The sequence below is a fragment of the Lysobacter sp. S4-A87 genome, assembly GCF_022637455.1.
GTDB lineage: Bacteria > Pseudomonadota > Gammaproteobacteria > Xanthomonadales > Xanthomonadaceae > Lysobacter_J.
This window is the reverse complement of the sequence record NZ_CP093341.1, coordinates 619708-634104: the sequence shown is the minus strand read 5'-3', so window position 1 is coordinate 634104 and position 14397 is coordinate 619708. Positions and strand designations below refer to the sequence as shown.

Sequence of the window (14397 nt, the reverse complement as noted above, 5' to 3'; positions counted from 1 at the left end):
ACACCATGCCCAAGCGCACCGACATCAAGACCGTCCTGATCATCGGCGCTGGCCCGATCGTGATCGGCCAGGCCTGCGAATTCGATTATTCAGGCGCCCAGGCATGCAAGGCCCTGCGTGACGAGGGTTACCGCGTGGTGCTGGTCAATTCCAACCCCGCGACCATCATGACCGACCCGAACATGGCCGACGCCGTGTACATCGAGCCGATCAACTGGCAGACGGTCGAGAAGATCATCGCCAAGGAACGCCCGGACGCGCTGCTGCCGACGATGGGCGGCCAGACCGCGCTGAACTGCGCGCTCGACCTGGCCGACAACGGCGTGCTGGAGAAGTACAACGTCGAGCTGATCGGCGCCTCGCGCGACGCGATCCGGATGGCCGAAGACCGCGAGCTGTTCCGCGTCGCCATGGCCGAGATCGGCCTGGAGTGCCCGAAGGCCGAGGTCGCACGCAGCTTCGAGCAGGCCGTCGACATCCAGACCCGGGTCGGCTACCCGACCATCATCCGCCCGTCGTTCACCCTCGGCGGCACCGGCGGCGGCATCGCCTACAACAAGGAAGAGTTCGAGGAGATCGCCAAGCGCGGCCTGGAACTGTCGCCCGTGCACGAGATCCTGGTCGAGGAATCGGTGCTGGGCTGGAAGGAATTCGAGATGGAAGTGGTCCGCGACAAGGCGGACAACTGCATCATCGTCTGCTCGATCGAGAACTTCGACGCGATGGGCGTGCACACCGGCGACTCGATCACGGTGGCCCCGGCGCAGACCTTGACCGACAAGGAGTACCAGCGCCTGCGTGATGCCTCCATCGCGGTGCTGCGCAAGATCGGCGTCGATACCGGCGGCTCGAACGTGCAGTTCGGCATCAACGCCAAGGACGGTCGCGTCGTCGTCATCGAGATGAACCCGCGCGTGTCGCGTTCCTCGGCGCTGGCGTCCAAGGCCACCGGCTTCCCGATCGCCAAGATCGCCGCCAAGCTCGCCGTCGGCTACACCCTGGATGAGCTGCGCAACGAGATCACCGGCGGCGCAACGCCGGCTTCGTTCGAGCCGACGATCGACTACGTCGTCACCAAGATCCCGCGCTTCGCTTTCGAGAAGTTCCCGCAGGCCGACGCCCGCCTGACCACGCAGATGAAGTCGGTCGGCGAGGTGATGGCGATGGGCCGCACCTTCCAGGAGTCGCTGCACAAGGCCCTGCGCGGCCTGGAGACCGGCAAGGTCGGCCTCGACCCCACCGGCCTGGACCTGGCCAGCGAGCAGGACATGGCCACGCTGCGCCGCGAGCTCAAGGAACCGGGCCCGGAGCGCATGTTCTTCATCGGCGATGCCTTCCGCGCCGGCATGAGCGTCGAGGACGTGCATTCGCTGTCGTTCGTCGACCCGTGGTTCCTCGACCAGATCGAGGAGCTGATCGCCGCCGAGAAGCAGGTTGCCGACGCCGGCCTGTCGGCGCTTGACAAGGGCCGCATGCGCGCGCTCAAGCGCATGGGTTTCTCCGACGCGCGCCTGGCGCAGCTGACCGGTACCGACGAGACCGCCGTGCGCACCCTGCGTCGCGCCTTCGGCGTGCGCCCGGTGTACAAGCGCGTGGATTCCTGCGCCGCCGAGTTCGCCACCACCACCGCCTACATGTACTCGACCTACGAGGACGAGTGCGAAGCCAACCCGACCAGCCGCGACAAGATCATCGTGCTCGGCGGCGGTCCCAACCGCATCGGCCAGGGCATCGAGTTCGACTACTGCTGCGTGCATGCCGCGCTCGCCCTGCGCGAGGACGGCTATGAAACCATCATGGTCAACTGCAACCCGGAGACGGTCTCGACCGACTACGACACCTCCGACCGCCTGTACTTCGAGCCGCTGACCCTCGAGGATGTGCTCGAGATCGCCGACCTGGAGAAGCCCAAGGGCGTGATCGTCCAGTACGGCGGCCAGACGCCGCTGAAGCTGGCGCGCGCACTGGAAGCCAACGGCGTGCCGATCGTCGGCACGACGCCGGACAGCATCGACCTGGCCGAGGACCGCGAGCGCTTCCAGAAGCTGGTGCAGGACCTGGGCCTGGCGCAGCCGCTCAACCGCACCGCGCGCAATCCCGACGAGGCGCTGCTGCTGGCCTCGCAGATCGGCTACCCGCTGGTGGTGCGTCCCAGCTACGTGCTCGGCGGCCGGGCGATGGAGATCGTCTACGGCGACTCCGACCTGACCCGCTACATCCGCGACGCGGTGAAGGTGTCCAACGACTCGCCTGTGCTGCTCGACCGCTTCCTCGACAACGCCGTGGAAGTCGACGTCGACGTCATCGCCGACAAGGATGGCAACGTCCTGATCGGCGGCGTGATGGAGCACATCGAGGAAGCCGGCGTGCACTCGGGCGACTCCTCGTGCTCGCTGCCGCCGTACTCGCTGACCGCGGCCGTGCAGGACAAGCTGCGCGACCAGGTGCGGGCGCTGGCCAAGTCGCTCAAGGTCGTCGGCCTGATGAACACCCAGTTCGCGATCACCTTCGACGAGAAGGGCGAGGAAACGATCTACCTGATCGAGGTCAACCCGCGTGCCTCGCGCACGGTGCCGTTCGTGTCCAAGGCGACCGGCATGGCGCTGGCGAAGATCGCGGCGCGCTGCATGGTCGGCCAGACCCTGGCCGAGCAGGGCGCGACGAAGGAGATCATCCCGGAGTACTACTCGGTCAAGGAAGCGATCTTCCCGTTCGCCAAGTTCCAGGGCGTCGATCCGATCCTCGGACCGGAGATGCGTTCCACCGGCGAGGTGATGGGCGTGGGCCGCAACTTCGGCGCGGCGATGGCCCGTGCGCAGGAAGCCGGCGGCATCAAGGCGCTGCCGCAGGGCGGCAAGGTGTTCGTCTCGGTGCGCGATCCGGACAAGACCCGCGTGCTGCCGGTGGCGCAGGACCTGGTCAAGCGTGGCTACAGCCTGGTCGCGACCGAGGGCACGCATGCCTTCCTGACCGCGCAGGGCATCAGCTGCGAGCGCATCAACAAGGTCACCGAAGGCCGCCCGCACGTGGTCGACCTGATCAAGAACGGCGAGCTGGTCTACATCGTCAACACCACCGAAGGCCGCCAGGCGATCAACGACTCGTTCTCGATCCGCCGCGAAGCGCTGCAGCATCGCGTGACCTACTCGACGACGGTGTCCGGCGCGCGGGCACTGGTCAACTCGCTCGAGTATCGCGGCACCGGCCCGGTGTGGTCGTTGCAGGAGCTGCACAAGGAAATCGACGGCGCGGCCTGACGTCCGCGCCGCCCCTGTCGCCGTCATCCCCGCGCAGGCGGGGATGCAGCGACTCGGGTTTTCCGGGCCGGGCAACGTCCCTGGATTCCCGCCTGTGCGGGAATGACGGGTGACAAGGCTTTCGCCGGGGTCGCCATCTGATAGAGAATCGGCTATCGAAGCCGTAGCCGGCCGTTGGGCCGGATCCAAAGGAACAAAGCAATGCGAGCACCCATTACCCTGCACGGCGCACAGCGCCTGCGCGCCGAGCTTGAAGAGCTCAAGTCGGTCAAGCGCCCGGCCGTGATCAATGCGATCTCCGAGGCGCGCGCCCATGGCGATCTCAAGGAGAACGCCGAGTACCACGCCGCGCGCGAGCAGCAGGGCTTCATCGAAGGCCGCATCAAGCAGCTCGAAGCCGAGCTGTCGCATGCGCAGATCATCGACGTCGCATCGTTGAACGCAGGTTCGCGGGTCGTGTTCGGCGCCAAGGTCGAGCTGGCCGACAGCGAGACCGACGAAGAGCGCAGCTACCAGATCGTTGGCGACCTGGAAGCGGACATCAAGCAGGGCCTGATCGCGATTTCGTCGCCGGTGGCGCGTGCGCTGATCGGCAAGCACGAAGGCGATACGGTGACCATCGAAGCACCCGGCGGCATCCGCGAGTACGAGATCGTCGGCGTCAGCTACGCCGGCTGATGAACACGCTCTGATGGTCAGCCTGCTGCTGCCGGCACGCGATCGCTTCGGCGGGCAGCGGCTCTCGCCCGCCACGGGCAAGGCCCTGGCCCGCGCCGACCGCAGCCAGTCGGCAGCAGATCCCTCCGTGGACGGCCGTGCGCAGATGGCGCGCGTGCTCGACGTGCTCCCGCGCGGCTGGCCGGTCGCCGCGGCGGCGCGCCAGCGCGACGTCGGCGATGCCGCCAACGCGGTCTGGCTACGCGCCGATCCGGCCTATGTGCAGCCGGACATCAACGGTGCGCGGCTGCTGTCCTACGGCCAGGCCCTGGGCCTGTCCGCGAGTGATGCGGCTGCACTGCTGCGTCCGCTGAAGCCGCTCTTCGGCGATGCCGGGTTCCCGATCGACGCACCGGTGCCGTCGCGCTGGTATCTGCGCTTTCCTCCCGGTGCCAGGCTCCCCGAATTCACCTCGCCCGAGCAGGCGCTCGGCGCCGACATGTTCGACCAGTTGCCCGAAGGCAACGAAGGTCGCCGCTGGCGCGCGTTGCTGAGCGAAGCCCAGGTCGTGCTTCACAACCACCCGCTCAATGCCTCGCGTGCCGCGGCAGGCCTGGCGCCGGTCAACTCGCTGTGGTTCTGGGGCGCCGGGGTGCTGCCTGATCACGTGCGCACGCGCTTTGCCCGCATTGCCAGTGAGGACGAGGCGCTGACGGCGCTGGCTGCGCTCGCCGGCGCACAGGTCGATGCACGACCACCGTCATGGCCCGGCAACGTCGGGGACGCGTTGTTCGATCTTCGCGATGGCCGCGATCTGGCACTGCTGGAGCGCGACTGGTTCGCTCCCTTGCTTGCGGCATTGGCGAAGGGTCAGCTCGACGGTCTGCAGTTCGACTTCGCCGATGGCGCGCGTTACGACATTGCGCGCAGCCAGCGTTGGCGCTTCTGGCGCAAGCCGCTGCATTCGTTTGTCACGGCGACGGGACGCGGCGGCGCATGAGGCCGCAAGCCAGGCTGCGCAGGCGCGAGTACGAGCAGGCCGGACAATGGCCGGAAACCCTGTCGCCGCTGTTGCGTCGCCTGTACGCGGCGCGCGGTGCGACCAGCATCGACCAGGCGCAGCCGCGCCTGGCCAACCTGCTGGCACCCGATGACCTGGGCGGCCTCGATGCCGCCGTGGCGCTGTTGTCGGCCGCGATCACCGGGGATCGCCACATTGTCGTGGTCGGCGATTTCGACTGCGACGGCGCGACCGCCTGCGCAGTCGGCGTGCGCGGCTTGCGCATGCTGGGTGCGCAACGTGTCTCGCACGCCGTGCCCAACCGCATGGTCCACGGTTACGGGCTGTCGCCGGCACTGGTCGAAGAGCTGGCGGCGCTGCAACCCGAGTTGCTGGTGACGGTCGACCACGGCATTGCCTGCCACGCCGGCATCGCCGCGGCCAAGGCGCGCGGTTGGCAAGTGCTGGTGACCGATCATCACTTGCCCGGCGAGCACTTGCCGCCGGCCGATGCCATTGTCGATCCGAACCTGCACGGCGACCCGTTCCCGAGCAAGGTGCTGGCCGGCGTTGGCGTGATGTTCTACGTGCTGCTGGCCCTTCGCCGCCACATGCGCGAGCAAGGGGCGTTCTCCGGCCAGGGTCCGGACCTGACGACGCTGCTCGACCTGGTCGCGGTGGGTACCGTCGCCGACCTGGTGCCGCTCGACGCGAACAATCGCGCGCTTGTCGCAGCAGGTCTGCGTCGGCTGCGCGCGGGGCAGGGCAGCGTTGGCCTGCGCGCCCTGATCGAAGTTTCGCAACGCGATGCCGGCCGCCTCACCGCCGCCGACATCGGCTATGCCGTGGCGCCGCGTCTCAACGCCGCGGGGCGTCTGGAGGACATGTCGCTGGGCATCGAGTGCCTGCTCACCGACGACCTGGCGCGGGCGCGCGACATCGCCGCGACCTTGAACGAGATCAACAGCGAACGCCGCGCCGTGCAACAGCAGATGACCGACGAAGCGGAGCTGGCGCTGGCGCGCGTGCCGTCGCCGGATCAGGTCGCTGCCGCAGCGGTATGCCTGTACGACGCGCAATGGCATCCCGGCGTGGTCGGACTGGTGGCATCGAAGATGAAGGAACGACTGCACCGTCCTGTCATCGCCTTCGCTCCGGCCGAACCGGGCAGCGACACCCTGCGCGGCTCGGCGCGGTCGATTCCGGGATTCCACATCCGTGATGCCTTGGCCGATGTCGCCGCACGCCATCCGGACCTGATCGAGCGTTTTGGTGGCCACGCCATGGCAGCCGGGTTGTCGATGCGCGCGGAGGCGTACCCGGCGTTTGCCAGGGCCTTCGAGCAGTGCGCGCAGGCCACGCTGACGCCCGAATTGCTGCAGGCCGACATCCTCAGCGATGGCGAGCTCGGTGCAGCAGAGTTCAACCGCGCCAGCGCCGAGTCACTGCGCGATGGTGGCCCATGGGGGCAGGGTTTCCCGGAGCCGCAGTTCGACGGCGAGTTTGACGTGGTGAGCTGGCGAGTCGTCGGCGAACGCCACCTCAAACTGGTGCTTGGCTTTGCCGGCTTGCGACTGAACGCGATCGAGTTTGGCGGCTGGCTCGGCAATGCGCCGCCAGATCGTCTGCGCATCGCATATCGCCTCGAACCCGATGACTACCGTGGCGGCGATGCGGTGCAGCTGGTGGTCGTGCACAGCGAGCCCGCCTAGGGTTGCAGCCAGCGGTTCGCTGACGAATGGCGGACTGGACTCGGATTTTGCCGCCCAAGACTTTCAGACAATTCTTAAAGACTGACCGGGTGCCCGCCCTATAGCGTTTGCGCCGAAGCTGAACGTTTGTTCAGGCGCTGCAAGCCCACGGTGGTGGTACCCATGAACCTGGAAAAGTATCGCGCGTCACTTTTGGCCGCGGCGCTGCTGGCCGCATATTCCTCTGCTGCGATCTCGGCCGAGTGGCGCGAAGGCGCCACCTACGGCGCCGGCTCGACGGTTACTTACCAGGGGCGAACCTATCAGGCGCTGCAGGCGCACACCGCCTACGTCGGTGCCGGTTGGACGCCGAATTCCAGCCCGACTCTGTGGCGCGACATCGGTGCCGCCACTGGCGCGCCGGCTCCCACACCGACGCCGGCATCGACGCCGGCACCGGCACCGGCACCCAGTCCGTCTTCGGGGCAATGCGGCGCCGCCTGGTCCGCCGGCGCGACTTATGCCAGCGCCGGCACGCGGGTCACCTACGGCGGCCGCATCTATCAGAACAAGTGGTGGACGCAGGGCGACAACCCGGCGCAGTCGGGCGAGTGGGGCGTCTGGCAGGACATGGGCGCCTGCTCGGGTGGGGCCGGTGCACCAGCGCCTGCGCCAGCTCCGACGCCAGCACCTGCGCCGGTACCGGCACCAACACCAGCACCAGCACCAGCACCAGCACCAGCACCGGCTCCTGCCCCGACTCCGACTCCGACTCCGACTCCGACGCCAGCTCCAACTCCAACTCCAACTCCAACTCCAACTCCAACTCCAACTCCAACTCCAACTCCTGCTCCTGCTCCTGCCCCGACTCCGACTCCGACTCCGGCCCCAGCTCCGACACCTGCTCCGGCTCCAACGCCGACACCCGAACCCGCACCCGCACCCGCACCGGAGCCAACCCCCACAACGGGACCCGTCAACGGATCGGGCACGTCGTCAGGCAAGGAGGTCGGCGGCTACTTCGCGCAGTGGGGCATCTACGGGCGCAACTACCAGGTCAAGGACATCGCCAACAGCGGCGCGGCCCAGCACCTGACCTTCGTCAACTACGCGTTCGGCAACCTCTACGCCAAGAACGGTGGCTACGAGTGCGACATCATCACCAAGGCCGAACCGACCGATTCCAACAGTCCGCAAGCCGGTACTGGCGGCGATGGCTGGGCGGATTACCAGAAGGGCTTCACGGCGGCCGAGTCGATCGATGGCGTAGCTGACTCGTGGGGATTCGCCTGGGACGATCCACGCAATGGCAAGGCCGGGCCGCTCAAGGGCAACTTCAACCAGTTCAAGAAACTCAAGGCCAAATACCCCAGGATGAAGGTCATGATCTCGCTGGGCGGCTGGACCTGGTCGCGGTGGTTCGCGAAGGCGGCGGCAACCGATGCGCTGCGCAAGCAACTGGCGAGCTCGTGCATCAATGTCTACATCAAGGGCAACCTGCCGTTCGACCAGGCCGGCAATGCCGGCGGCGACGCCGCCGCAGCAGGCGTGTTCGACGGCATCGACATCGACTGGGAGTTCCCCGGCGGCGGTGGAATGCCCTACAACGCGGTCGATCCCGACGACAAGCGCAATTACACACTGTTGCTGGCGGAGTTCCGCAAGCAGCTCGATGCGGTCGGCCAGCAGGACGGCAAGCACTATCTGCTGACGGTGGCGATCGGATCGGGCGGCGACAAGATCGCCAACACCGAACCGGGCGAATACAGCAAGTCGCTCGACTGGATCAACGTCATGTCCTACGACTTCCACGGCGGCTGGGAGGCCACGGGTCCGACCGATTTCCAGTCCAACCTGTACATCGATCCTGAAAGCCCCAACGCCAAGGGCAACGGCGCAACGTTCAACGTCGACAGCGCGATCAAGGCCCTGCTGCAGGGAGGCGTTGCGCCTTCGAAGATCGTCGTCGGCATTCCGTTCTATGGCCGCGGCTGGACCGGCGTGGCCGCGGGACCGAAAGGCGACGGGCTGTACCAGCCCGCCACCAAGCAGGCACCGGGCAGCTACGAGGCGGGCATCGAGGATCACAAGATCCTGAAGAACGCACCGGGCACCGTCCGCGAACATCCGGTCAGCAAGCAGGCGTGGAAGTACGACGGTACGACCTTCTGGTCGTACGACACGCCGGCCACCGTTCGCGAAAAGCTCGAATACGTGCGCCAGAACAATCTGCGGGGCGTCTTCAGCTGGGAGCTTGACGGTGACGCCGATGGTGCGGAGCTGACCAAGGTGATGGGAGAGATCAACAAGTAGCAGTCGAGGCGGCGCATCGAGCCGCGCGCGTCACCGGTCCCGGATACCTGGCAATCATCGGAGTCGATCATGCACGTTGCTGCCTCTGTCGCTGCTCGCGGTCGTCGCAAGTCGGCCGCTCAAATGCCAGGCCATCGCAAGCCAGGCCATCGCACGCCAGGCGGCTTCACGCTGCTGGAACTGCTGGTGGTCCTGCTGATCATCGCGCTGCTGGCCGGCTACGTCGGACCGAAGCTGTTCGGCGAGATCGGCAAGGCCAGGAGCAAGACCGCGGCCTCGCAGATGAAGTCGATTGCCGATGCGCTCGACCGCTATCGCCTCGACACGGGACGGTTTCCCACCAGCGAGGAAGGCCTGAGGGCGCTTTCGATCAATCCCGGCAACCAGCAGGGCTGGGCCGGGCCCTACCTGGGCAGCGACGCGCCACCCGATCCCTGGGGCGCGCCGTACGTGTTCCGCGTGCCGGGTGAGAGTGGCAAGGACTACGACCTGTTGACGCTTGGCGCCGACGGCAAAGCCGGCGGAACCGGCGAAGACGCCGACATCGTCGCCAAGTAGGGGCGATGTCGTGCGCTTCCAGGTACGGGTCCTTGCCGATGGCGGACAGCACCAGATTGAACTGGAGGCCGCGGACGAATCACAGCTGCGCCAGATGGTGCAGGCAATGGGCATGGCGGTCGTCGATGTAGCGCCATTGCATAAGCGCCGTCTGGGCATGGCATTGCGCAAGCCGCGCTTTGACCGGTCGTTGTTCACGCAGGAACTGATTGCACTGCTGGAGGCGGGCCTCAGCCTGATCGAGACGATGGAGACGCTGCGCGACAAAAGCGGCGAGGGCATCAACCGCAGCGTCCTGGCCGGCATCGTCGATGCGCTGTGCGAGGGCCTGCCACTGTCAAAGGCACTGGAGCGCCAGCCGGACGCATTCCCCGCGCTGTACGTGGCAACGGTCGCCTCGGCCGAGCGCACCGGGCACCTGGCCGAGGCCCTGAAGCGCTACCACCACTACGACGCCAGGCTGGCGGTGGTGCGCAAGAAGGTGGTCGCGTCGATGGTGTACCCGATGGTGGTGATCGCGACCGGCGCGATGATCATCCTGTTCCTGGCGTTCTACGTGATCCCCAAGTTCAGCCAGGTCTACGCATCGATGAAGGATCTGCCGGCAGCGGCGAGATTGATGCTGTGGTGGGGGGAGGCGGTGCACGCCCACGGCGCGGCGCTGTTCGTGGCGATCGTGGCGATCGTGGCGGCGCTGGTGCTGGCCGTGCTGGCGCTGCGCAGTGCCAGGGCGCGCGAGAAGCTGATGGCCCTGATTTGGTCCCTGCCGCGCATGGGGCAGTACCAGCGGCTGTTCGCACTGACGCGCTTTTACCGGACCCTTGGATTGCTCCTTTCGGGTGGCATGTCGGTCGTGGCATCGCTGGAGCTGTCGTCGCAACTGTTGCCGGCGCGGATGCTGCCGGCGCTGTCGCAGGCGCTGGGTGACATCAGCGCCGGCAAGGCCCTGTCGACCGCATTGCCCGCCGCCCGGCTGACCACGCCGGTCGCCGAGCGACTGATCCGGGTCGGTGAGCAGAGCGGCGAGGTCGCGGCCATGGTCACGCGCTCGGCCGAGTTCTGCGACGACGAACTCGATCGGGCCATCGACACGCTGATGCGGATGGTGGAGCCGGTGCTGATGCTCGTCGTGGGCGCCATCGTCGGCACGATCGTGTTCCTGCTGTACATGCCGATATTCCAGTTGGCCGGAAGCGTGGGCTAGGGCGATGGCGAACGGACCCGGCGAAGGAAAGGAACGCGGTACAGGGCAGGCATTCGCCCGGGGTGATGACGACTCGCTGCAGGTGCGCATGTGGAACGAGGCGGGGCAGGATCCGGACCTGTATCTGCAGCGCGTCGGCCTTCTCACTGGTTTGCGTGGGCTGGATGCCGGCGACCTGGAAGCCGCCTCGCCGTGTTTCGACCTGCTGCCATTTGCCGAGGCGATGCCGCGCAACTGCCTGCTGGTGCGGGACGAGGATGGTCAGTTGCTCCTGGTCCTGGCCGACCCGTTCGATCCCCGCCAGCGCTCTTGGGCGATGCAGCGCTTGCGTGTCGCGTTCCACTTTGCCTTCGCGGTGCCGGGCGTGCTGCTGGCCCATCTGGCCACGCACGAGGTCGAGCACCAGGCGATGGGCCAGGTCGACATGGGCAATGCGCAGCCGGGCGGCAGTGATGGCGTGAAGATCACCCTCGCCACGTTGGCTGCCGATGTCCATCCGGTCATCCGCCTGGTGAACTCTTCGCTCTACGACGCACTCAAGGCACGGGCCTCCGACATCCACGTCGAAAGCACGGCATCGGGACTGGTGGTCAAGTACCGGATCGACGGCGTGTTGCTTGCCGCCGGTTCCGCCGCAGGCACCGACGTCGCCGAACAGGTGCTGTCACGGCTGAAGGTGATGGCCGATCTGGATATCGGCGAACGCCGGATTCCGCAGGATGGGCGCTTCCGCGCCATCATCAACCAGCGCGAGATCGACTTCCGCGTCTCGATCATGCCGTCCATCCACGGCGAGGACGCGGTCCTGCGCGTGCTCGACAAGCAGCGCGGGCAAAGGGAAGCCGCGCCGTTGCGGCTGGACGCCATCGGGCACGAGGCCGATATCGTCCGAGCCATCCGCGCCGTCGCCCATGAGCCCTACGGACTGATCCTGGTGACCGGGCCGACCGGCTCGGGAAAGTCGACGACGCTCTATGCCACCTTGTCGGAGATCAACACCGGCGAAGAGAAGATCATCACGATCGAAGATCCGGTGGAGTACGAGTTGCCCGGGGTCCTGCAGATTCCGATCAACGACAAGAAGGGGCTGACGTTCGCGCGCGGCCTGCGCTCGATCCTTCGCCACGACCCGGACAAGATCCTGGTGGGCGAGATCCGCGACGGCGAGACCGCCGCGATCGCCGTGCAGGCAGCCCTGACCGGCCACCTCGTACTGACCTCGGTGCATGCCAATGGCGTGTTCGCGGTGCTGGACCGCTTCCTGCACATGGGCGTGGACATGCACAGTTTCGTCGCCTCGATGCTCGGTGCCGTGGCGCAACGACTGATGCGCCTGAACTGCCCGCACTGCCTGTGCGACGCGCCGCCGGATCAAGCCCTGCTGCGTGCCTCCGCGCTGACGCTGGGGCAGGTCGACGGATGGCGGTTCCGCAAGGGGGCCGGTTGCGACGCCTGCCGCAGGACGGGTTACCTGGGGCGACAGCCGATCGCCGAGGTGCTGCGGTTCAACGATGCAATCAGGCAGTGCTTCATGGAACGACGGCCGTTGCTGGAGCTCCGGCAGGCCGCGCACGAGAGCGGCTTCACTCCGATACGCCAGGTTGCCCTGCGCGCCGTGGCGGACGGACGTACCACGTTGGCGGAGGTGAACCGTGTCACGCTGGTGGAATAGGGTTCGTGCTTTGCCCGCGAAGGCCGCCGGGGGGCTTGCGGCAATGGCACCGTCGGCTGCGACGGTCTGCAGCCGCCAGGTCCTGTGGATCGACGACGAATGCGTCCGCCTGCAATCTACGACCGGACAGGCGCCGGCGCAGGTCGCACTGTCCCGCACGGGCGACGTTGCCGCGGCACTGGTGGCGGTCGAGACGCTGTTGGGATCAGCGCTGCCCAGGCCACGCAGGCGTGGCCTGCACCGCGTCGAAGTCGTGGTTTCCGGTGCGTTCGCCTGTTACTTCATCCTGCCATGGGCGCCGTGGCCACGACCTGCCGACTGGCTGGCGTCGGCACGGACGAAGTTCGTGCTAGACGGTCTCGGCGCGCCGGAATCGTGGCGGTTCAGTGTCGAAGACGCTCCGTGGGGGCGCGCACGCATGGCCGCGGCAGCGCCGGAGGCACTGTGCGCGCGAATTGCGCGCTTGTGCAAGGCGCAGGCGCTGCGGCTGGGGCGGATCGAACCGGCATTCACCCGGGCACTGTCGCGCCATGCGGCACAAGTCGAAGACGGCTCAATCGCGATCGTCGAAATCGAGGAGCGTGCCGGGCGACGCTCGATTGCCCACGTCGGATTCCGCAATGAGAAGCAATGGACGGGTTACATCGCGCTGCCGGCGGTTGCGCCGATCGAGCACGTGGTCCGCGACGCGGCGTTCCTGTGCGGTGCCGCGTCGCTGCAACGTACCTATCTGATCGCACCGGCATGCATGCAGGCACTGATGAGCGGCCTGCCCGGCGGATGCTGGCTGCCTTCGCACGCGGGGAGTGCGCCGTGAAGGTCCCGCGGTTCGACCTGCACCTGGCCCACCGGCCGCGGCAGGCTGCGCCGATGGCCAGCCTCCTGCTTGCGATCGCTTCACTGGTGGCCGTCATCGAGTATCTGGATGTGCTGCGCGACCGGGGGCAGGCGCTGGATGCACATGAAACGGCGATCAGGCGCAGCGAGGATGCCCGCCGCTCCATCGGCATCGCCCACCGCAGCGCCGCCGATCCGCGGGCACGCGAACTGATGGCCCGGCAGCGCTACGCGATGGAACCGGCGCGCGATCTGTTGGAGAGGGGCTGGCATCCCGGCATCGCGCTGCTGCTGCTGGACCTGGCCACCGATACCCGCCAGATCGACATGGTGTTCGAGTCCAGGTCGGCGCAGGAAGCGCTGGCGTTCGTCGACTGGCTCGAGATGCAGGCCGCCACCGAGCGCGTCCTGGTGAAGCGCCAGACCGGCAAGCCGGGGCCGCAGGAGAGTCCTGTGGAAACGCGCCTGCAGGTGATATGGCGACCGTTGCCCGGGTCGCACGTGCAGGGCGATGGCCCGGCAGCTTCGACCGCCGCGGTCCCGCCGTCATCGGTGCAGCGATGAAACGGTTCGAATGGGAACTGCGACGTGGCCTGTGGCGGCTGGGCAACCTGGGTCGCCTGGCGGTCGCCCTGCTGGTCATTGCCGGGGTCATCGCCTGGATGGAGGTCCGGCCGCTGCGGCGGGACCTTGCACAGCGACGCGAGCAGCTCGACTCACGCATTGCCGCGATGTCCCACGCGCCGCCGCCAACGCCGGAAGAGGCCCGCGACAAGGCCAGCGCGGACCAGCGCTTCTCGGTGTTCCTGCACAGTTTCCACGCCATTGCCGCACGCCACGGGCTTGGCATACCCAGCGCCGTCTACCAGGCCGAACCGGGTGATGGCAGTCGCTTGCGGCGCTACCTGGTGGAGGCCTCCTTCAACAGCGACTACCGCCAGTTCCGTGCCTTCACTGCGGACTTGCGGCAACTGCCGGGGGTTCGCATCGAGCACCTGACATTGTCACGCCAGGACATCGGGCAGACGCAGCTGGCGATCCGGATCCAGTGTTCGTTGCTGGTCGAGGTGGCGTCGTGAAGCGCGCGCGGAAGTGGCGGCCGGCGCTGGAGCGCGCTGCCCCGTGGGCGGCGCTCGCCGCGGTGGTCCTGTGCACGCTGGCGATTGTCGGTGGGTGGAACCGTGGCCCGGTAGAGATGCCCGCTGCTT

General features: G+C 67.3%; 11 protein-coding genes. All 11 read left to right on the top strand.

Annotated features, from left to right (window positions below):
- The first annotated feature begins 5 nt into the window (after nucleotides 1-5).
- The 11 genes from carB to MNR01_RS02820 all read left to right on the top strand — a co-directional run bounded on the left by carB (nucleotide 6) and on the right by MNR01_RS02820 (nucleotide 14268).
- Entirely contained in the window at nucleotides 6-3257 is a 3252-nt protein-coding gene (gene carB, locus MNR01_RS02870) for a carbamoyl-phosphate synthase large subunit (RefSeq protein ID WP_241919483.1), read from the top strand.
- 201 nt (nucleotides 3258-3458) lie between these two features.
- Nucleotides 3459-3935: a transcription elongation factor GreA gene (gene greA, locus MNR01_RS02865; protein ID WP_200605130.1), complete on the top strand. Its 477-nt coding sequence runs from the start codon at nucleotides 3459-3461 to the stop codon at nucleotides 3933-3935.
- A 13-nt stretch (nucleotides 3936-3948) separates the two neighbouring features.
- A complete protein-coding gene (locus MNR01_RS02860) occupies nucleotides 3949-4914 on the top strand; it encodes a phosphoglycerate mutase (RefSeq protein ID WP_241919482.1) in 966 nt (321 codons plus the stop codon).
- Nucleotides 4911-6626 carry a single-stranded-DNA-specific exonuclease RecJ gene (gene recJ / locus MNR01_RS02855; RefSeq protein ID WP_241919481.1) on the top strand — a complete coding sequence of 572 codons (1716 nt, stop codon included), beginning with the start codon at nucleotides 4911-4913 and terminating at the stop codon, nucleotides 6624-6626. The genes MNR01_RS02860 and recJ overlap by 4 nt, the downstream gene beginning before the upstream one ends.
- A gap of 162 nt (nucleotides 6627-6788) precedes the next feature.
- Nucleotides 6789-8918: a glycosyl hydrolase family 18 protein gene (locus MNR01_RS02850; protein ID WP_241919480.1), complete on the top strand. Its 2130-nt coding sequence runs from the start codon at nucleotides 6789-6791 to the stop codon at nucleotides 8916-8918.
- A gap of 69 nt (nucleotides 8919-8987) precedes the next feature.
- Nucleotides 8988-9476 (top strand): type II secretion system major pseudopilin GspG, encoded by a 489-nt coding sequence (gspG, locus tag MNR01_RS02845; protein WP_241919479.1) that lies wholly within the window; start codon nucleotides 8988-8990, stop codon nucleotides 9474-9476.
- Nucleotides 9477-9486: 10 nt separating this feature from the next.
- Nucleotides 9487-10680 (top strand): type II secretion system F family protein, encoded by a 1194-nt coding sequence (locus MNR01_RS02840; protein ID WP_241919478.1) that lies wholly within the window; start codon nucleotides 9487-9489, stop codon nucleotides 10678-10680.
- A gap of 4 nt (nucleotides 10681-10684) precedes the next feature.
- Entirely contained in the window at nucleotides 10685-12352 is a 1668-nt protein-coding gene (locus MNR01_RS02835; protein WP_241919477.1) for a GspE/PulE family protein, read from the top strand.
- Nucleotides 12353-12395: 43 nt separating this feature from the next.
- The gene (locus tag MNR01_RS02830; protein WP_241919476.1) at nucleotides 12396-13169 is read left to right on the top strand and encodes a hypothetical protein; all 774 of its coding nucleotides are present in this window, start codon (nucleotides 12396-12398) and stop codon (nucleotides 13167-13169) included.
- Nucleotides 13166-13753 carry a hypothetical protein gene (locus tag MNR01_RS02825; protein ID WP_241919475.1) on the top strand — a complete coding sequence of 196 codons (588 nt, stop codon included), beginning with the start codon at nucleotides 13166-13168 and terminating at the stop codon, nucleotides 13751-13753. The genes MNR01_RS02830 and MNR01_RS02825 overlap by 4 nt, the downstream gene beginning before the upstream one ends.
- A complete protein-coding gene (locus MNR01_RS02820; RefSeq protein ID WP_241919474.1) occupies nucleotides 13750-14268 on the top strand; it encodes a hypothetical protein in 519 nt (172 codons plus the stop codon). The genes MNR01_RS02825 and MNR01_RS02820 overlap by 4 nt, the downstream gene beginning before the upstream one ends.
- The last annotated feature ends 129 nt before the right edge of the window (nucleotides 14269-14397 follow it).